The sequence below is a fragment of the Sphingobacterium sp. SRCM116780 genome (genome assembly GCF_021442025.1).
Taxonomy (GTDB): Bacteria; Bacteroidota; Bacteroidia; order Sphingobacteriales; family Sphingobacteriaceae; genus Sphingobacterium.
Genome location: NZ_CP090446.1, coordinates 1407002 through 1425568, shown reverse-complemented (window position 1 = coordinate 1425568; position 18567 = coordinate 1407002). Strand labels below are relative to the sequence as shown.

The 18567-nt window shown below is 34.5% G+C and carries 17 protein-coding genes; 10 read left to right on the top strand and 7 right to left on the bottom strand.

The features are described from left to right. Positions 1-294: 294 nt before the first annotated feature. Positions 295-582 carry a hypothetical protein gene (locus LZQ00_RS06350; protein WP_234513376.1) on the bottom strand — a complete coding sequence of 96 codons (288 nt, stop codon included), beginning with the start codon at positions 580-582 and terminating at the stop codon, positions 295-297. 605 nt (positions 583-1187) lie between these two features. Between LZQ00_RS06350 and LZQ00_RS06345 the strand changes: the two genes are divergently transcribed. Next, positions 1188-2327, top strand: coding sequence for an acyltransferase family protein (locus LZQ00_RS06345; RefSeq protein ID WP_234513374.1), 1140 nt, complete (start codon positions 1188-1190; stop codon positions 2325-2327). Between the two features lie 84 nt (positions 2328-2411). On the opposite strand, the gene LZQ00_RS06340 is transcribed toward LZQ00_RS06345, so the two are convergent. Continuing rightward, positions 2412-3599 carry a retropepsin-like aspartic protease gene (locus LZQ00_RS06340; protein ID WP_234513373.1) on the bottom strand — a complete coding sequence of 396 codons (1188 nt, stop codon included), beginning with the start codon at positions 3597-3599 and terminating at the stop codon, positions 2412-2414. 235 nt (positions 3600-3834) lie between these two features. On the opposite strand from LZQ00_RS06340, the gene LZQ00_RS06335 reads away from it, so the two are divergent. The 4 genes from LZQ00_RS06335 (at position 3835) to LZQ00_RS06320 (ending at position 7161) form a co-directional block, all read left to right on the top strand. Then, the gene (locus LZQ00_RS06335) at positions 3835-4149 is read left to right on the top strand and encodes a hypothetical protein (protein WP_234513362.1); all 315 of its coding nucleotides are present in this window, start codon (positions 3835-3837) and stop codon (positions 4147-4149) included. A 98-nt stretch (positions 4150-4247) separates the two neighbouring features. Continuing rightward, positions 4248-4589, top strand: coding sequence for a hypothetical protein (locus LZQ00_RS06330; protein WP_234513361.1), 342 nt, complete (start codon positions 4248-4250; stop codon positions 4587-4589). A gap of 152 nt (positions 4590-4741) precedes the next feature. Beyond that, positions 4742-5107, top strand: a complete 366-nt coding sequence (locus LZQ00_RS06325) for a hypothetical protein (RefSeq protein WP_234513359.1) — start codon at positions 4742-4744, stop codon at positions 5105-5107. 398 nt (positions 5108-5505) lie between these two features. Further along, the gene (locus LZQ00_RS06320; RefSeq protein WP_234513357.1) at positions 5506-7161 is read left to right on the top strand and encodes a DUF3472 domain-containing protein; all 1656 of its coding nucleotides are present in this window, start codon (positions 5506-5508) and stop codon (positions 7159-7161) included. A gap of 246 nt (positions 7162-7407) precedes the next feature. On the opposite strand, the gene LZQ00_RS06315 is transcribed toward LZQ00_RS06320, so the two are convergent. After that, positions 7408-7725 (bottom strand): hypothetical protein, encoded by a 318-nt coding sequence (locus LZQ00_RS06315; protein WP_234513349.1) that lies wholly within the window; start codon positions 7723-7725, stop codon positions 7408-7410. Positions 7726-8140: 415 nt separating this feature from the next. Here LZQ00_RS06315 and LZQ00_RS06310 point away from each other — a divergent pair, with 415 nt between their 5' ends. Beyond that, positions 8141-9475, top strand: a complete 1335-nt coding sequence (locus LZQ00_RS06310) for a GH1 family beta-glucosidase (protein ID WP_234513347.1) — start codon at positions 8141-8143, stop codon at positions 9473-9475. A 152-nt stretch (positions 9476-9627) separates the two neighbouring features. On the opposite strand, the gene LZQ00_RS06305 is transcribed toward LZQ00_RS06310, so the two are convergent. Then, positions 9628-11070, bottom strand: coding sequence for an exonuclease domain-containing protein (locus LZQ00_RS06305; RefSeq protein ID WP_234513345.1), 1443 nt, complete (start codon positions 11068-11070; stop codon positions 9628-9630). 247 nt (positions 11071-11317) lie between these two features. Here LZQ00_RS06305 and LZQ00_RS06300 point away from each other — a divergent pair, with 247 nt between their 5' ends. Beyond that, on the top strand, positions 11318-12127 hold the full coding sequence (locus tag LZQ00_RS06300; protein WP_234513343.1) for an XRE family transcriptional regulator: 810 nt from the start codon (positions 11318-11320) through the stop codon (positions 12125-12127). A 56-nt stretch (positions 12128-12183) separates the two neighbouring features. Here the strand turns inward: LZQ00_RS06300 and LZQ00_RS06295 are convergent, their stop codons facing one another. From LZQ00_RS06295 to LZQ00_RS06285, 3 genes are all read right to left on the bottom strand, one after another. Beyond that, positions 12184-12510 carry a TfoX/Sxy family protein gene (locus tag LZQ00_RS06295; RefSeq protein WP_234513333.1) on the bottom strand — a complete coding sequence of 109 codons (327 nt, stop codon included), beginning with the start codon at positions 12508-12510 and terminating at the stop codon, positions 12184-12186. 5 nt (positions 12511-12515) lie between these two features. Further along, positions 12516-12953 carry a hypothetical protein gene (locus LZQ00_RS06290; protein WP_234513331.1) on the bottom strand — a complete coding sequence of 146 codons (438 nt, stop codon included), beginning with the start codon at positions 12951-12953 and terminating at the stop codon, positions 12516-12518. 70 nt (positions 12954-13023) lie between these two features. After that, the gene (locus tag LZQ00_RS06285; RefSeq protein ID WP_234513329.1) at positions 13024-13767 is read right to left on the bottom strand and encodes a carboxylesterase family protein; all 744 of its coding nucleotides are present in this window, start codon (positions 13765-13767) and stop codon (positions 13024-13026) included. A 166-nt stretch (positions 13768-13933) separates the two neighbouring features. Here LZQ00_RS06285 and LZQ00_RS06280 point away from each other — a divergent pair, with 166 nt between their 5' ends. The 3 genes from LZQ00_RS06280 to LZQ00_RS06270 all read left to right on the top strand — a co-directional run bounded on the left by LZQ00_RS06280 (position 13934) and on the right by LZQ00_RS06270 (position 17909). Next, complete coding sequence (locus LZQ00_RS06280; protein ID WP_234513319.1) at positions 13934-14950, top strand: hypothetical protein; 1017 nt, start codon at positions 13934-13936, stop codon at positions 14948-14950. Positions 14951-15414: 464 nt separating this feature from the next. Further along, the gene (locus LZQ00_RS06275; protein WP_234513318.1) at positions 15415-16752 is read left to right on the top strand and encodes a hypothetical protein; all 1338 of its coding nucleotides are present in this window, start codon (positions 15415-15417) and stop codon (positions 16750-16752) included. A gap of 173 nt (positions 16753-16925) precedes the next feature. Then, positions 16926-17909 carry a hypothetical protein gene (locus LZQ00_RS06270; RefSeq protein WP_234513316.1) on the top strand — a complete coding sequence of 328 codons (984 nt, stop codon included), beginning with the start codon at positions 16926-16928 and terminating at the stop codon, positions 17907-17909. Positions 17910-18567 lie beyond the last annotated feature (658 nt).

Here is an 18567-nt window from a genome sequence, read left to right as displayed (position 1 = left end):
AGTCGTTTTTATTTGGCAATATTACGTTCTTTAACTAGCCCCCATTGAGAATAACGATATTTGATGCTGTATCACTCCCAAATAGATGACACAATAACAGGTAGCATAAGTTAATCTTGAGATTAATTTTTCTCAAAAAAAATCCTTTATTCTATATAATACAGTTTTAAACTATTTTTAATTCAATCAATTTTATACTTCACCACAATAAATAAGGACAAAGTAAAAGGCGACTCCGAAAATAACATACTGCTTTCAGAGACCGCCTTTTGATAGGTAGATCAATATGTATATCTAATAATTTCTTACACAACGAATATTCGCCTCATTTTCCACATCAAGGTTTTCTGGAACTGAAAGTTCAAAAACACCAAGGTTTGTGTAAAATTGATTTGTAGTTAAATGATAAGCATCGTTAGATGTTTCTGTCATAGAACTCCAATAATAGCCTCTTGCTTTATGATCATTGGCAGTCCAATTATAATCTGCAATTGCTCCATTTCCAGCAATACGGTAACCGAGAGAAGGGAAAGTTACAGAGGCATTACCCGTTTGGTTCACCAAAACCTCATTACCAAACACACCGACAACCGATACTTTTAATACTGTATCATCGTTATTGATTTCCTAATATCATACTCACAACATTAGTGGATATTTATTTTTTTGATTCTATTGCTGCAAATAAGGGGTATATTGACAAAATGAGCACTACGCACTTACACGCATGCACTATCTTGTAGATTTTTAGCTACAGTAAAAATTGCATTTATTCTCATATGCTGTTTCAACAGAGATTAACAGGTTTAAAATTTTTGTTAAGAAAATAATAGATTTTTGATATACTATAATCAGATTGAATGTACTGCGTATTTTCTTGATTATTAAACCACTCATAAAGACTTGTTGTATACCTTTTTGCTTTACGAAGGCAAACATAGTATCTCAAGATGGGGTTTGTCAATAGCTAGAAGAAGCTTGTCGGTGATTTGTCGCTACTATTCAACAATATTGTCGGCAAACTGTAGGTGAATTTAACACACACATATATAGAATAGGTATATGGTCTTCAAAAAGAGAATCAATACTTTTTTACAATAAAAATTTATTTCGAAAAGGTCTAATTATTTACTATATTCATGATTTTCTCTTTAAAATTAAGGGAATTAATACTTGAATTTTATTTTATGCTAAAAACACAAACCTCAACAGCTTCATTTACCGATACTAAACCGCATTATAAGGTGCTCGATGGATTGCGTGGAGTGGCAGCTATCACCGTTGTCTGTTTCCATATATTTGAAGCTTTTGCGACCAGTCATGTGGATCAACGTATCAATCATGGTTATTTAGCCGTTGATTTTTTCTTTATTTTATCCGGATTTGTTATCGGTTATGCTTATGACGATCGTTTGAGGGCAACTTCAGTTAAAGATTTTATCAAACGTAGAATTATCCGGTTACACCCAATGGTTATCATGGGCGCTGTCATAGGAGCAATTCTATTTTATTTTCAAGTATGCTCCGTTTGGGATGTATCGAAAGTAACGGTCACAACTTTGTTTATCGCGACATTATTAAATGCACTATTAATCCCAGCTATTCCCGGACAGGAAATTCGAGGTTTGGGAGAAATGTTTCCTTTGAATGGACCAAGCTGGTCTTTATTCTTTGAGTATATCGGTAATATTCTTTATGTTTTATTTATTCGTAAATTTTCAACCAAAGTGCTTGCATGGTTAGTTTTTCTTGCCGGATGCGGTCTGGCAACATTTGCTATAGTAGGGCCATACGGTGATATATGTGCTGGATTTTCACTGACCAAAGTCGAGTTTACTGCAGGGTTCTTTCGGTTGCTGTTTTCTTTTTCTGCCGGATTATTCCTTTCTCGTATTTTCAAACCTACCAATATAAAAGGAGCTTTTTGGATATGTAGCCTAGCCATCGTTGTGCTCTTGGCTATACCACGGATTGGGGGAGCTGAACAATTATGGATGAACGGGCTATATGATACTGCTTGCTGTGTTGTGATCTTTCCAGTTCTTGTTTATCTCGGAGCTTCAGGAAAAAGTACCGACAAGTATACTGCTCAGCTATGCAAATTCTTAGGAGATATTTCCTATCCTTTATATACAGTACATTATCCCTTTATTTATCTGTATTATGCATGGGTAAAGAATAATAAGCTCACCTTTCAGGAGTCATTGCCTGGTGCAGCAGGAGTTGTTATCGGAAGTATGATTTTAGCGTATATCTGTTTGAAGTTTTATGATATACCACTTAGGAAATACTTGACAAACCGATTTTTAAAATCAAAAAGAGGTTAAAGAATTAGAAGCTAAATTTCTTCGTTTTTATGGAGAAATTGTAACAACCCTAGTTCTAAAGATTCGCAATAGTACATCTCAGTACTATTGGATACTTTTACTTATGAATATCTTTTTAAGAAGACCTTTGGAATTTTTTAACGTTAAAGTAACCTGTGTTTTTCCTTCTAATATTTTTGTTTTTGTAATCAGGTCACAAGGATTGATGTCTTCATAATTCATGTCATCAACAGCAAGCAATTCATCGCCTTGACTGATTTCATCTTTTAACTTTTCATCCCACACTGTTCCTATCACAGCTTTATTCTTTTTAATGCTAATTGTTATTGGAAAGTGCTTTTCTAATAGATCAACAGTTGTGTCAAATGGTTCGAAATAAAATTTCTTATTCTTATAATCGACTGTCACAATCCCATACTTTAATAAGTTAGCCCCTATTCTAGAATTCAGATTGGGAGTTGTTTGGATAGATACATTTTTAAATAGAGTACCATTAATAGTTAACTCAGGCACGCGCAACAGATGCTGTATAGTATCATTCCCGAGACCGTTTAGACCGAGTAAGCCTTGCCCATTTGATTTTGCCAACTCATCAAAAATATTTTCCTTTTCAAGAATAGCATAATGTTTCAATGCCAAATCAAACATTCCCTCCATCCCAGTATCAAAAAGTAATTCGATTTTTCCCTTACCTTTACCTTTTACTGTAGTTGTCAAAAAAGGAGAACTTTGTGCCGGTGTTAAAATCAGATCTGAACGTTGATTTTTATTTAAGGGTAATTGGATTGTCTCATCTGTTAGAATAATTTTATGATCTTTTGACGAAAAACGTACAATCGTATTTCTTAACATGTTACTACCAATAAAACCATCAACTTCATGACAATCGAAAATAAAGGTATCTTCTGCCACCAAAGTAGGTATGTTATTAAAAGTAACATTTCCCAGCTTAATTTCACTTAAGAGCACTACCGTTAAACTGTCGGTTTTATTATTCGCATCAGCGATGGGTATTTTTTTTAATATGGTAGGATTTAACGCTTCGAATACTTTTTTTGTAATCATATTAGGAGCCCCTGTGTCTACAATAAAGCGATAATTTTTACCATTAATAATCGCCTTAACGATTATCTTATCCCTCACAGATTCATAATTAACTTCAGAAAAATAAGCTTTTTGATCAGTACCACCCTGGTTCAACGTGAAGATCTCTTGTGAATAAGAGTATGAAACGATGAGGCTAAATAAGAGGAGAAAGTATGTTTTAATCATAAAAGATAAACTTTTGCTTCATTATAGAATAAACCAAATATATAAATAAAACGACAAATCAACTACAAACGTTAACCTTGATTTAGCTCAGCTTTTACAATTCACTACTACCTTCTATATTTTAAAATAAGCATTTTTTTCAAAAAAATAAAATAATTAGTTTTAATATTCAAATAATTTTAAATTATCTAATATTTTTAGTAATTTTAATCATCAAATTTTTAACTTTATAATCATGGAACAAGATAACGTTTATGATAATCAGGATTTACGGGTAGGTGACATTGTTCGCTTCCACACGCCTTATATTGATGAAGATCCCAATACAATCTTTATTGTACTATGGTCATACTATGATCCTGAAGGCAAGTCTTCAAGAGCAGAGGTTGTGAAATTCGATCGTGCACTGAAACATCATCCTTTGATTCAAAAATGGTTTATCCGTGATCTGGAAAGAGTGGCTCAGGTAAGCCCTGAACTTATGCAAGAGATTAAGGAATTTATGAAAAATAAGCTTGGCAATGCGATCGTAAGCAGATTGCTTATTTAAACTTTAGTAAAACACTAAATTATATAGGATAAAACCCTTATTAACAACCGCTTATTTTCATATATAAATCTCGACAATATACCTTCTAAATATACATCATGGAATCATTCATCAAACAAATTATCAGTTATCAACTGCCGAAAATAGTTCCTATAGAGGTGCGAAATCAAAATTGGCGCTACCAATTAATGGATCTAAAGGACAAAAAACTCTTAGACAAGCTTTCGGTATTAAAAAGGCAAGAACTGATTGTGTGGCTACAATGGAATGACCCGAATGGAATATATTCGGATAGTGAAAAGATAAATGAAGGACTCCCCTTACTTAGCAGACATCAAGCGCTTGCCCATGTATATCACGCAGTCATGCGTGACTTGGAGGAATGGGATGGTTATATGGGCAAAGAATATATAAGAGGGTTCGGGTTTTTGAAATGTTAAATCGCCAACATTTGATTTTTTGATGAGATCATATCGTATTCAGTTCTTGGATAGCGGGTATAATGGCAGACTAATTCTCTTGTAGATAATCAGATCGAGTTTTAAAAATTATGCTTACAATTTCTTATCTTTAGTAAACTTGGAGAAAATTAATGATTCAACAAATACTTTTGATTACAGGAATCGCTATACTATCAGTGGTTCTGGTAGATACATTTGGATCTATAGCTTCTAGAAAATTTCAATTCAATTATGGATTTTTCTTTATCTTCTCTTGTATCATATACTTCCTAACTGGTTATTTTTTATCCTCCGTTACTTCTTCCAATTGGATGTTACTTCTATCTGGTCTAGTGGGTTTATTTGACGGGACAGTCGGTTTAAAGATATCCTTGAAATTAAAGGCAAACTCAGGAAACGTAGATTATGATAAAATGAAACACCGACAATTATTGCCTATCGTTGCCTTCGCAGTCGCAATGCTAATTGGTTGTATCGGATCTTTATTGCCTAAATGATAGGCATTCTAATACCATAATGTACCAAAAGATACTTGCCAGTCGCCTCATATAATATCAGAGCTATCATCATTTCACTTCTAGAAAGGCTATTATCAGAAAATTTCCCATTTTGCTGAACAACTTTAAATTGCATTAATTCCCCCTACCGTTGGGTTACATATCTTTTTGAAGAATTATTCCTAAGCATTTCCTAAGATAAAATCATTAACAGTAATTAATAAAACCTACAGTTATGTATCTGATGAATTTATGGTAAAACAAATCTACTATGTGCACTAAAAATTACGCAATCGATTTCGTTTCAAGCATCGACAAATTGTACAGATAAAACTGCTAACTTGATAACATTGCGTTAACAGGAGTTGACGACAGACCATTATAAATAAATAATAATTATGAGAAAATTATGTTTTACCAGCGCCTTTATCGCTGCACTTACCACAATTTCTTGCTCTAAAGAAATTGTTAAATCTCCATTAGAAAATCCATCAGGATTAACGTCACAAAGTGACAAAGATCTACCCAACCTGATATTAACAGGAAGTAATGCGGCGCCGTCTCAGCATCTCGTATATAGTTTTGCAAACGATGCTGTATTGAAAATGAGTAAAATAAAGATTACGAATACAGCCAAAACGGAGTATTTCTCTGTTCTCAACTATGACGGGGGTTATATGGGACTACAAGATACACCAGATCCTAACTTTGGTACTTCCAATATCATGCTTGCATCGCTTTGGGACAAGAATACTGCAGCAAATAATTTAGCATTCTATTCTTATCTAGATAGCAAGACTATTCCCAGTCGCTTTGGAGGAGAAGGTGATGGACAAAAAACGGTAAATCCTTATAATTGGAGCGTTAATACCTGGTACAATATGGTCATACGTTCTTGGAAAGAAAACGGAAAGATATATATTGCCAATTTCGTTCAAGATCTATCTACAGGAAAATGGTTACACACCTCTACTGTTGGTCGTGAAGCGAGTGCAGGATATTTAGGTTCTGGCAGCGGTACATTCTTAGAAAATTGGATCGGAGATAATCCAAGCTATGATGGTAGATTTCATCGTAAAGCTTTTCTCAAAGATACTTGGAATTTAAGTGTTAATAATGTTTGGGAAAAATCGACTAGTCGTTATTTTTCTGCGAATGACAACGATGCAGGCCGAAATGGTCAATTTGATAGAGCTTTTAATGTGGGATACAGTAGTACTGAAGATGCATATTTCATGGAACATGGTGGTTCCACTACACCAGACCCTGCTTTTGGTACTGGTCGTGTATTAGATTTACCTGCACAGACAAATCAAGGTAGCGCACCCGTATTGACGACGATTGAAAATAGCTACAGCACCGCTCGTTACCACAACAATAAGTTAATTATTTCTTGGGGTATCAACGAGACTAAATCTCCACAACTGAGTTATAAGCTTGAACTATTGAATGCTACAGGTACAGTTTTGCAAACACAAGAAAAGATAAAACCAGAAAAAAGAATTGATACCCTTTCCAGTACCTTGGCAACTGGAAATTATACCGTTCGCATAACTTTGACCGATATTTTTAATCAACAAACACCAGCTAAATTGGTTCCAGTAACTGTTTTCAATGCCAATGACACTTATAAAATTAAGAATCTAAGTAGCGGGAAATATTTAAGTATACTCAGCAATAGTACCGCTAATTCTGCTCAGGTCGTACAATCTACGAGTAGCACAAGCAATTTTCAAAAATGGAAAATCGTAGCTGGTACTTACGGATATGCACTTGTTAATGTGGGAAGCTCAAAATCCATTGATATACCTGGTAGCATTGATGATATCAATACAGGTTTAATTCAATACACGAATTCTACAAATCAAAATCAACAATGGACCTTCAATTTCTTGGAAACAAGCAATAATGTTTTCATACGAACCACACTCAGCAAAGGATTCATTATCGACAATCCTGGAAGCAGTACAGCTGATAATACACAAGTTGTGTTATATAGTATCAATAACAATACGGGAACCAACAACCAGAGGTGGGTTCTTGAAAAGCAGTAAAGAGAAAATTTGACAGCTCCTCCTATTGTGAGAAGCAAATAAAACCGATCAGAACCTATAGGTTTTGTCGGATTATAAAACAATGGTGGCTTTGCTCCTATGTTGTTTCAAGGATCACATCGTTCATAAAATTCCCGAATGATGTCTTTCAAGCAAGTAACATGCGTGGAATTGGCCACCATTGTTGTTTTTGCAATTTTCAAAGTTGCTTAAAATATTATTTCTTAGCTACTCAATCGCTGGAATTTACTCGACTACTTTAACATTTAAGCTGCTATAAGATGGCAGATCTATTCCAGCAAGTTTGACGTTTAAAGAGCTATAAGATGGTACATCTAATTCCACGAGTTTGACGTTCATTACATCAGCCGATTTCAACTTCACATTGATACTTCCATCGGGATTTAAAGGTACTAATCCATAATTTTTATTCATGGCATTAGATTGATTGCCATTATTACCTGCTAGCGCCTGGGGAATTAAATCAATCGATTTTAATACCAGGAAACATAGACACACGGCTATTACTGTTAAAATCGTTTTTGTATAAAGATCTGTTTTCATAATAAGTTTTTATTTAAATATATTAATTTTAATTTTCAAAAAGAATCCAAATGGGTAACAAATAGGCATCAATTGGAAAAACCATTCAAGATTTTATTCAACCACTTCTTTTGAATATCAGAGATTGGAGGCTAGATGCAAAAATATGCACGTGACAATTGGACGATTACAAAAACTTAATATATACTTCATCTACAGTTTATAAAAAATCTGTAGATTTAGAGTAATAAATTCATATAAACTGTAGTTTAAATATTTGAATTATGAAAACGATCACGCATTTCTTCCAAAGAATAGTCTTTCTTCTCTTTCTTGGACAGTTTAGTTCATTTTATTCTCCCCTTAGGTCTCATAAAAATTAAAACGATATAAAAGAGATATGTTTAGCCCACTTTCGCAAAAATTAACCCGATAAATGCTTTTAACGAAAGAAGCCTTTGGCGAAGATTTTATTTGGGGAGTTTCTACTGCAGCTTATCAAATTGAAGGTGCCCATAATATACATGGAAAAGGACTTTCGATTTGGGATGTTTTCGTACAGAAAAGAAATAAAATATTTCAAAACCATAACGGTGATATAGCCTGTGATTTTTACAATCGCTACACAGAAGATCTGTACTTGATGTATCGCTTAAATATCCGTAACTATAGATTTTCCATTTCATGGAGCCGCATACTTCCAGATGGTACAGGTGAAATCAATCCATCAGGAATCGATTTCTATAACCGATTGATCGATCTTTCCCTGGAGTTGGGCATCACCCCTTGGGTGACGTTGTACCATTGGGATCTCCCCCATACGCTTGACAAAAAAGGTGGTTGGCTCAATCGGGATATCAAGGAATGGTTTGGTCATTATGTAGCGATCTGTGTTACTCATTTTGGTGATCGGGTAAAAAATTGGATGGTTTTAAATGAACCTACCGTATTTTGTGCTACCGGCTATTTTTTTGGTGTACATGCCCCTGGAAAAAAGGGAATAGATTACTTTTTGGCAGCCACACACCATGCTGCACTTGCGCAAGCCCACGGGGCACGAATCATTAAATCCATACAAAATGATAATACAGTAGGTACAACTTTTTCATGCTCTTACGTAGAACCATTTACGACTCGCGAAAAAGATATTGTTGCAGCTAAAAAAGCAGATGTATTGCTCAACCGGTTGTTGATAGAACCCTTGTTGGGAATGGGATATCCAACAAGTGAAATAAAAATCTTGAAGAGAATCGAGAAATACATCAAACAAAATGATGAAAAGGACTTGAAATTTGATATGGATTTTATCGGGATTCAAAATTATACGCGTGAAATTATCCGCCATGCAACCTTTGTTCCTTATTTACAAGCAAAAATTGTTAGTGCAAAAGATCGCAAGGTTACAACCACAGCGATGAACTGGGAAGTTTATCCAGAGGCGATGTACCAGATGTTGAAAAAATTTAGTGCTTACCAAAATATTCCACCTTTAACCATCACCGAAAATGGCGCTGCTTTTCCAGATCGGGTTGAAAACAATATGGTGGACGATCCTAAAAGAATACAATATTTACAAGATACATTAGAGCAAGTACTTCGAGCAAAACAAGAGGGTGTAAACGTGAAGGGCTATTTCGTTTGGACATTTCTCGATAACTTCGAATGGGCAGAAGGATATCAACCCAGATTTGGATTGGTGTACGTGAACTTTCAAAATCAACAACGTATTGTGAAGTCATCAGGAAATTGGTATGCCAATTTTATTAAATAGATAGCGATATATAAAACCCAGCAATTCTTATACGGGGTTTGGCCAGCAGAATAATCTCTTGGATGTACAACCTGTATTATTATGAGAAGATGATGAACTCTGTGGTACTTTACCCAATCTTAAATAACAATGCCCTCAGTAAGGATAATGACTTAAAATAATAACAAATATTCATTTTCTTGGTTTGGTTCAGGTAAGATCAATACGTCCTGCGTATCATGCAAGTGGGTTACTTTATAAGGATATTTGGAAATATACGCCTTTATCAATTGCATCATATAGTGATTGCCATAATAGCGTTTTAAACTGGAACGGATATCATCCATGGATGTCACTTGAGCATATTGGTCTAGATACCCCATCGCATAGAAATTTCCTTTCTCGACCCAGATGTAACTTTTCTCTTCCACAGTTCTTCCTTTATCCATGATCATGAATGTGGGCTGTTGCTCCAAAAGATAATCGATCGCTCTATCCACTTTTGTATTATGTTCGTTGATCTCCGGAAGATCAACTTGATCTTTATTTGCTATACTTCCGTATGGTATAGCGGATGCGCCAAATCTGCACATACGATGGTCCAACTCAAATGCGAGCATTAGCTGACGCAAAACATGGATTCCTTCGTTTTCTAGATTAAATACTTGGATGCAGTGACTATGTTTATGCAGTTTACCAACTGCCAGGTATTGATAGCCATTCATCGCTTCGTATTTGAACAGTCCAAATTTAGGTTCAAATCGTTTTAAAGCGCGATTATGAATTGGCCATAATCGTTTGATTTCCGTACATTCCAAAAGTAAGGCCATCAATTCTGTCGCACAGATTTCAAAGGTGATATGATAGATTTCCTTTAAAAAATGCTGTCGTTGTTTATTGATATTGTGTCCGGTAAAATGAGATGCAACACGCTTTTTGAGGTTGACGGCTTTACCAACATAGATAACATTCCCTTGCTGGTTCATAAAATAATAGACTCCTGGAGTATCGGGTAAAGCCTCAAAATCCTCTGGAGCTAGGTTTGGTGGGAATCGCTGATCGGTCGAGGTTTTCTTGAGCATTTCTTCCATTACCCCTTCCGTATCCCATTGCAGAAGATAGGAAAACAAAATCGTTGTTGCGTCAGTATCTCCTCCCGCACGATGACGATTGGAAATCGGGATAGCCAGACTATCGCACAGTTTTCCCAAACTGTAAGAACGTAAACCTGGCTTTATTTTTCGACTCAGCCGTACTGTACAAAGTTTTCGTGCTGTCCATTTATAACCTTCTTCCTCCAACTGATGGCGAATAAAGGAGTAGTCAAAATTGACATTATGGGCAACAAATATACGTCCTTCCAACATATCGAATACCTGTTGCGCAATATCGCCAAATACAGGAGCATCTGCAACTACATCATTATCAATACCCGTCAATGCAAAAATTGCCAATGGAATATCTCTCTCCGGATTGATCAACGATTCCCAACGGTCAATAACTTCCGTACCATTATGAATAGCAATAGCGATTTCTGTCATACGACTACCACGTGCATTTCCGCCCGTAGTTTCAATATCAACGATCGCATATTCTATATTTTTTACTTTATTCACGTCACTTTATTTAAATGATTTGCAATACTTAAAACTCAATCCCATAACGGCAGTAAGATACTTCTACCCTATCTAAATTCCATTCAACACAATAGACTTTGCCAGTAGACTGACATTTACCAATCTTTCTACTGATATAAAAACAGGTTTAAATCGACAGGTATGAGCTACTTATTTATCCATATTCCATATATTTTCATTAATATTGTTTCCAATAGAAACAATATAATGTTTCTAATTATAGCAAATGGAAAATAAAGTACCAAAAATATTTTTTGCCAGTAACTTAAAATTCCTTCGGGAGCGCGAAAAAATAAGTCAAACCCTACTTGCGGAAAGCATCTGTGTAACACGGACAAAGCTTGCGCTTATCGAAATTGGCAAGACCAAAGCGATGGAGCCAGATTTCATGTTATCCGTAGCCAATTATTTTAAGATCAGTATGGATACCTTGCTGACAGTGGATATGAGTCGACTGGGTGAATTAAAGATTCGCGAATTGCAATCTGGCAATGACATCTATATCAAAGGCGGAAATCTACGCGTTCTAGCGATCAGCATTGATAAGACAAATACAGAAAATGTGGAGTATGTACCCATAAAAGGCCGAGCTGGTTATACTTCAGGTGGATATTCTGATCCCATTTATATTGCAGAACTTCCCAAATACCATATGCCCAACCTTCCTCAGCAAGGTACTTACCGTACTTTCCCCATTATAGGTGATTCCATGCTACCCTTCCCAGAAAAGATGGATGTGACGGGAAAGTATATGGAAGACTGGAGTCACATCAAACCTGAAACGTTGGCCATTGTTGTTATGCATGGACAGGATATTGTTTTCAAGTCTATTTGCATCTTAGAGGGAGGCCTTCTGCAATGTCGTTCACTAAATGCGTTATATGAAGTCTACACGGTTCCTATTGAAGAGGTATTAGAAATATGGTCGTTCTACAGCTATCATACGACATTAATACCTGAAGCGCAGACAGATTTGGATACTGTATTAAATAGCTTAACAGAAATTAAAGGATTAATTGCTAAAAGATCTTTATGATCAATTGTTGAAATTAGATTTAAGGTGTATTGTTTATCATGAATTTACAATTCAAGTTATTTCTTCTTTTTCTTCGTTTTTGGAATGGGCAATTCTTTTACTGAAATGCGCACCAATTCACTCAACCATTCCCGATCCTCAATTTTATCTTCAATCAAAAAAAATGGTTTTGCTCCTGGGTATGGCGATGCTTCCACCACGTTAACAATAAATTCTCGTCCCGATGTTGTTGGTTTTAGAAATAGCCTATTATCGCAAATGAGTCCAAATATTTTTCTTTCGGAATAAATTCCATATTCGCCAAACATCTTTTTGGCGATTATTTCTCCAGCGTTTTCAATTTGATCCAGTACGAAGTCTACAAATTTTTGATCAGAAGCCATTTTACTTAATTATCTAATTTAAAATAAGGATTGTAAATAAGTCCAATACTATTGCCAAAGGGATCTTTAACGATCGCTGTCATTAATTTCCCTCCTACTTTACCTTCGCAGTCCCAATAAAAAGTCAATATAGTATCCTTCTTATGAATATTGAAAGTCAACTCTCCTCTCTTTTTAACAATTGTATCACCAGTACTTAAGTAAGGAAGAAATGTACAATACCACCTATTTCCCTCGTCAATCAATGTATCTTTTTGAGAAGCAACTCCAGTTCCCTTGAGTTCAAAATCATATGCAGAAGTGGAATCAAGTATTTGCTTAACAACAACTATACATTCCTGTTGTCTATATATTCCACTTAACTGTGGACAATCAATATTTTCACACGAAAACGTGAACAGCAATAGTGTAGGAAATAAAAATCGACCTTTTCTTGAAATCATTTTTTATAAACTTATTTTAATCCTTTTCAATATTAATAACTCAATCCAATTGATTTAAGAAGAAGATTCCTTATCCCTCTTCTGCTTCCTCTTGATGAAAGGTCTTGCGAACCATGCTATCAAATTCTTCGTCATAATATAGGTAAACTGTATCCTGACTATTCGTCTTGATCTGGATTAGTTGATGGATTGGAGATACAAATTCCGCTAATGAACTGGCCTCGGAGGGTAGTTGATCGCTCGTGCTATAGGTTTTGATTAGTAATTTATTATAAAATAACTCATTATAAAGGATGTTATATTTGTAATTCCGATCATCATAACAAATCACCAATACACGCTCTCGGTCATTTCCTATAGCATTTTTCTCTCGCAGAATAATCGCTAATTCGTTATTTGCTGTTTTATCTTGTTCGTTGATACCTGAAAAGGTACCGTATCGAATAATTTCTTTTGGTGGACGACGATCGTTTACAAAACCATATGGACTACCATCCTCACTTTTCAAGTATGCAAATAACACATTTTTAATATCAGCAGGAATATCTCTTTGCCAAGCAATTTGTGGATCAATGATCTCGGTAAAATTATCTTCAGAATCTTCCTTTTCTTCGGTTAATACAGCTTCTGCTTTGGCATATTGAGTTTCTGTGCCTAGAGGTTGATTGTATGCTTCCGCCTTTGCATAAAAGTTGTGGATGAGGGTTTCCACTTTGCTACCAAAAATAAAAATAACCAAAATCAAAAATAGACAACTGCCCAAGATCAGGATGATCATGTTTTTTTTATCCCATTTTTTAATTTCATACTTCATAAATGTTCATTATATTGAGTAAGAGAATTTCATACTGATCCGCTTAAAAATTACCAATTAAATATACATATTTTTAAGTACAAGGAATAATTACATCAGTAGTCATGCAGTATCTCAAAAAAATGATATTATTAACTGTTATTGTACAATAAGAAAGATTAACCGTATGAAGAAATTTTTTTGGATCATTTGTATCCTTATTCTAATCGTAATTGGTTACTTCATTTATGATAACCAGGTTGCATTTAAAAAGATTTATAATTACGTGTTCAACAAACATGTTTCTCTATATGATGATCAGGAAATTCCTCTAACTACATCTCCTAATCTCCAAGAAACATTGCGTTTTGCAGGACAAAATATACATTATGTCGGTCAATTTCATGACGATACAGTACATTACGCCTACTTAATAAAAGGTGCACTTCTAGATCCTAAACTTGAAGCATATTACAAACAGATTCCAGATACACTTAATTTGGGTTTTGGAGAACAAGTTTATCTTGTTGGCAATGAAAAGTTTAATTACGATTCTAATGATCTATTTGTTGATTTTCCAAAAGATGAAGTGGATACCGTCGCCTATACAGCCACGACAGACGAGACAATGGCTAAAAGAATGTATGCCAGAATGGTTTATGAAGGAAAAGCAAAAGGTATGCGTATCTATCCTGCTAAATTTTCTACAACTAAATACCTCTATAAGACGGATGATTTTATAAACAAGTACCACATTTTTAATACTGGAAGAAATCATTTTTTCATTACGGAATTAGATTACAACATCAAAGAAGTTGTCCTTCAATTCGTTCATAGTGAAGAAGGAAAGAATTTTAGACTACCCGATGATGAACGTACTTACAAAGAGATTATACAACTGGATAATTTTACAGGTACTGATCGAGAAGAAGCAGCAATCGTTTTACAAGATGAACTGGCTTCAAAAAAAGGAGAAAATAGAGATGCCCTACTAGTCATCGCATACAATCCACAACAAAACAATTATTATTTATTGCATAAAGCTGTATTTGATAGTAAAATAATCATCACGACGACCAATGAAGAACATGATGATAAAAATTTAGGCTGTACTTCATTACTCTTGAAAGTGCCTAATCGTAGAGATTTGATTATGACTTATGATAAAGAATTTGATGAAATGAAGGGAGTTGATACTCCCTAGAAATAGACAGATCATAGCATAAATTGAATATATTACCTCTTTGTTTGCTTCATCTGAATCATATCCCACAAAAAATTAAAATGTCAGTAAAATTATTGATCTCATAATCGATTAACAATAAAGTTTAATTTAAAAAGTTTATCTTTATCGTATCAACCTTTGGTGATTTTTGTAATATTTAAATCGCCATTTTTAAATTCTTTTGAACATAATGTATTTTTATGTTAGACAAATACAGAAATTCAATTAATTTTTTAATAAAAAAGAAATTATTATCAACATTCAAAAGCAATCGTTTTTATTTATTATTTTTGGATTGAGCCAATAATAATAGGAACTGATTTTTCTTAAAGTAACACACAATGATGAAATTTTTTCTTATAATTTTTTGTTTCCTTGTTATAAGTTGTGAACATCAGGTAGAAAATCCCAAGTATATCGATCAAAGGCTTAAAACTTCTGAAATGTTACTCAATGAGGGTAAAACGAAAGAGTATCTGGAGATCAACAATGGTCTTGCAAAAGAAGCAAGTAAATTCAATTATTCAAAAGGCATCGCAATCGCTAACTTTAGGATTGGTATGGCCTTAAATAGACTCGGGGAATTTAAGAAAAGTATTGATCATACGATCATTGCTGATGATGAGCCATACACGAAAAAAGATAATGAGTTAAAAGCAGGCATACTACGTTTGCTAGGAGAAAACTACCAGAAAATAGGTTTGTATAATGACGCTATTGAAAAAACCAAAGAGATCTTGACATTAGACATAAAGTCATCTGTTTTGTATTATGGTATGGCCTATAACAATATTGGCACATCTTTCATGAAACAAGATATGTTAGATTCTGCCTATTTTTATCATAAAAAAGCTTATCTCTTATTGCAGGATGTAACGTCAACAAAGGAAAAAATTTTATATTCCATTGTCTCAGGAAACCTGTCTGATTATTGGAATACGACTCCATATGCAGATTCTTCCAATTTCTATCTCAATAAATCTATGCAGTTGGCTTATGAAGCAGAGAGTCCATTTGCGATACAAATGGTAACAAAAAGAAAAGGAGATTTTCTTTTATTAAAAAAACAGTATGATTCCTGTGTGGTTTATTATCAAAAATCGCTGCAATTGGCTGAAAGCGCTAATCTTGTTTATGAGCGCAAAGACATTTACAAGAGCTTGTCCGATGCCTATAGATTAAAAAGTGATCAGAAGGCAGCCCTTCATTACCTCAGCCAGTACTCCAGATTGTCAGACAGTATCATGTTGGTTGAAAAAAATGCTGTACCTGCTACAGTGAAGACTAAGACAGCAGACAGTGAAAAACTATTTAACGAAAAAAGAAATAAGCTGATTTTAATTATATGTCTCATCACTATAGGCTTAATTGTTATTTCGTTGCAAGCCTATGAACGTTATAAATTATATTTATTAGAGAAATACTTACGTAAACAAGATGAAAAGAAATTTACAGATTCTTTAATAGAAGTAAAAAATCAAGCAAATGCCGAGGGATTAACGAAATTAATCATCCTTGCAAAACAGAAAGATCCTGCATTTTTCATAAAATTTAATGAGCTGTATCCTGATTTTAGAAAAGAATTATTATTAAGAGTACCCAATTTGATTAATACGGAACTTGAGATATGTTGTTATATGAAGATAAATTTCGACACCAAAGAAATAGCAAGATATTCAGATATGTCCGTAAGATCAGTAGAATCCAAGAAATATAGAATCAAGAAAAAAATAGGTATTGGCCAAGAAGAAAATCTCGATATCTGGATTGCTAATATTTAAAGGAGAAATAAGCGGTGTTATCCGCAATAAATTACAGAACACAATATTTAATTCAACAATTAAAAAAAATAATAAAAATAGAATCCTATCAAAAGGAATACGGTATACAAAACAATATAAATAAGTTGCTATCGTTATATGAAACACTAACACATTATAAACTAAACTAAGTTATGAAATTTAAGAATCAAATTATACCGCTATCATTGGGATTTTCTTTTATGCTGATGACACATATAGCTTCAGCACAATTAGGTGGTCTTTTGGAAAAGGCGGGTAAAATAGCGACGAGTAAAGCAAGCAAAACGCTTGGATTAGATAAACTATTAAAACAACCAGAAGCTATAACGACGAATTTTGAAGATGTAGATCGGAAAGGTGAACAACTACCAGATTTTCAAAATACAGCGACTTACAAACCCTTACAAGAGCTGCAGCGTAATGGAAATGATGGTTTTATTTTGCAGGCTGGACATTATGAAATGACGAATAAAAGTTACTGCTTGAAAGCAGGTACTTATGCGCCTTCAAAAGGAGATGGTTATATGTATACCCCTACTTTAGGTAAAAAAAGAGAGCTTGTAATCGCAATCCTTAAAAATGCAGAAAAACATCCAGACGTACAACAAACCGATATTCAAATGTTGTTGTGGACAATCATTGCGCGGACTAAATTCATTGACTATGCTGGGTCAGTTAAAGAAACAGCGATTCGCTTATTAACACCAAAGCAGTTGTTACAATTGGAAGGTGGTGCCTTGGGTATTTTACCTTTTGATGCCGTAAATGCGGCAAAGGAGCAATTACCAGCTTCGTTACGTGCTGTCTTTGAAGCGGAAAATAATATCAGAAATCTAGTGTCTTCAGGAAACTACTCTTACAATGAATTTGAAAAATATGCGATATTAGCAGGAATGGCTTCTCCCAGAACCGATGTGCCAAGTGGGATTTGGACCTTACATCCGGATGGATTTTACATCCGCTATTTTCCACAAGGTTATAGTAAAACTAAAGTGCAAATATTTGTTCCAGAAGACTTAATCGTAAAACAAAATGGTCAGCAACTGATTTATGATGCGACGGATGATATCTCCTGTCCTGCGAACAATGGATCTCAACGTCTAGCACAAACAAATGAACCTGCATTATTAAATTAAAAACACGAAAAAAAGATCTTTACGATACGGGGTACGCAATTGCGTATCCCGTATCGGTTATAGAAAATTTGATGTGAGCTGCATGCATATAACCAATGCCCTATGCAATAAAGCGATCTATTTTCTAAGTGAAATTACTTATTTGTCTACTCAACTGGTTTATTGTTCCGGAGGGTCACTTAAATCCTTATTAACCCTAGGTCTCCAGACCAAAATATAGCACTACGTAAATGTTATAGGAACAAGTTCTATTCTATTTCCTGACAGAGTCTTTGTTTTTATTGGATTTAAGTGGCCGCTGAAATAGCGAACACTTAAACCAGAGGAGGTTTTAAAAGTTCAATAACGTAACCCTTGATTCGGAAACTTTACCTGGTTTATTGTTCCGGAGGGTCACTTAAATCCTTATTAACCCTAGGTCTCCAGACCAAAATACAGCATTATATGTTATCTTACTTTTAATTTCATTGATTCTACTCTATTTCCAGACAGAGTCTTGATTTTTATATTAGATTTAAGTGGCCGCTGAAAAGAGCGAACACTTAAACCAGAGGAGGTTTTAAAAGTTCAATAACGTAACCCTTGATTCGGAAACTTTACCTGGTTTATTGTTCCGGAGGGTCACTTAAATCCTTATTAACCCTAGGTCTCCAGACCA

Bases quoted from the DNA above. Each gene is read 5' to 3' on its own strand.
- LZQ00_RS06345 (WP_234513374.1), top strand. From the start codon at position 1,188: ATGCTAAAAACACAAACCTCAACAGCTTCATTTACCGATACTAAACCG.
- LZQ00_RS06340 (WP_234513373.1), bottom strand. From the start codon at position 3,599: ATGATTAAAACATACTTTCTCCTCTTATTTAGCCTCATCGTTTCATAC.
- LZQ00_RS06335 (WP_234513362.1), top strand. From the start codon at position 3,835: ATGGAACAAGATAACGTTTATGATAATCAGGATTTACGGGTAGGTGAC.
- LZQ00_RS06330 (WP_234513361.1), top strand. From the start codon at position 4,248: ATGGAATCATTCATCAAACAAATTATCAGTTATCAACTGCCGAAAATA.
- LZQ00_RS06325 (WP_234513359.1), top strand. From the start codon at position 4,742: ATGATTCAACAAATACTTTTGATTACAGGAATCGCTATACTATCAGTG.
- LZQ00_RS06320 (WP_234513357.1), top strand. From the start codon at position 5,506: ATGAGAAAATTATGTTTTACCAGCGCCTTTATCGCTGCACTTACCACA.
- LZQ00_RS06315 (WP_234513349.1), bottom strand. From the start codon at position 7,725: ATGAAAACAGATCTTTATACAAAAACGATTTTAACAGTAATAGCCGTG.
- LZQ00_RS06310 (WP_234513347.1), top strand. From the start codon at position 8,141: ATGCTTTTAACGAAAGAAGCCTTTGGCGAAGATTTTATTTGGGGAGTT.
- LZQ00_RS06300 (WP_234513343.1), top strand. From the start codon at position 11,318: ATGGAAAATAAAGTACCAAAAATATTTTTTGCCAGTAACTTAAAATTC.
- LZQ00_RS06295 (WP_234513333.1), bottom strand. From the start codon at position 12,510: ATGGCTTCTGATCAAAAATTTGTAGACTTCGTACTGGATCAAATTGAA.
- LZQ00_RS06290 (WP_234513331.1), bottom strand. From the start codon at position 12,953: ATGATTTCAAGAAAAGGTCGATTTTTATTTCCTACACTATTGCTGTTC.
- LZQ00_RS06285 (WP_234513329.1), bottom strand. From the start codon at position 13,767: ATGAAGTATGAAATTAAAAAATGGGATAAAAAAAACATGATCATCCTG.
- LZQ00_RS06280 (WP_234513319.1), top strand. From the start codon at position 13,934: ATGAAGAAATTTTTTTGGATCATTTGTATCCTTATTCTAATCGTAATT.
- LZQ00_RS06275 (WP_234513318.1), top strand. From the start codon at position 15,415: ATGTTACTCAATGAGGGTAAAACGAAAGAGTATCTGGAGATCAACAAT.
- LZQ00_RS06270 (WP_234513316.1), top strand. From the start codon at position 16,926: ATGAAATTTAAGAATCAAATTATACCGCTATCATTGGGATTTTCTTTT.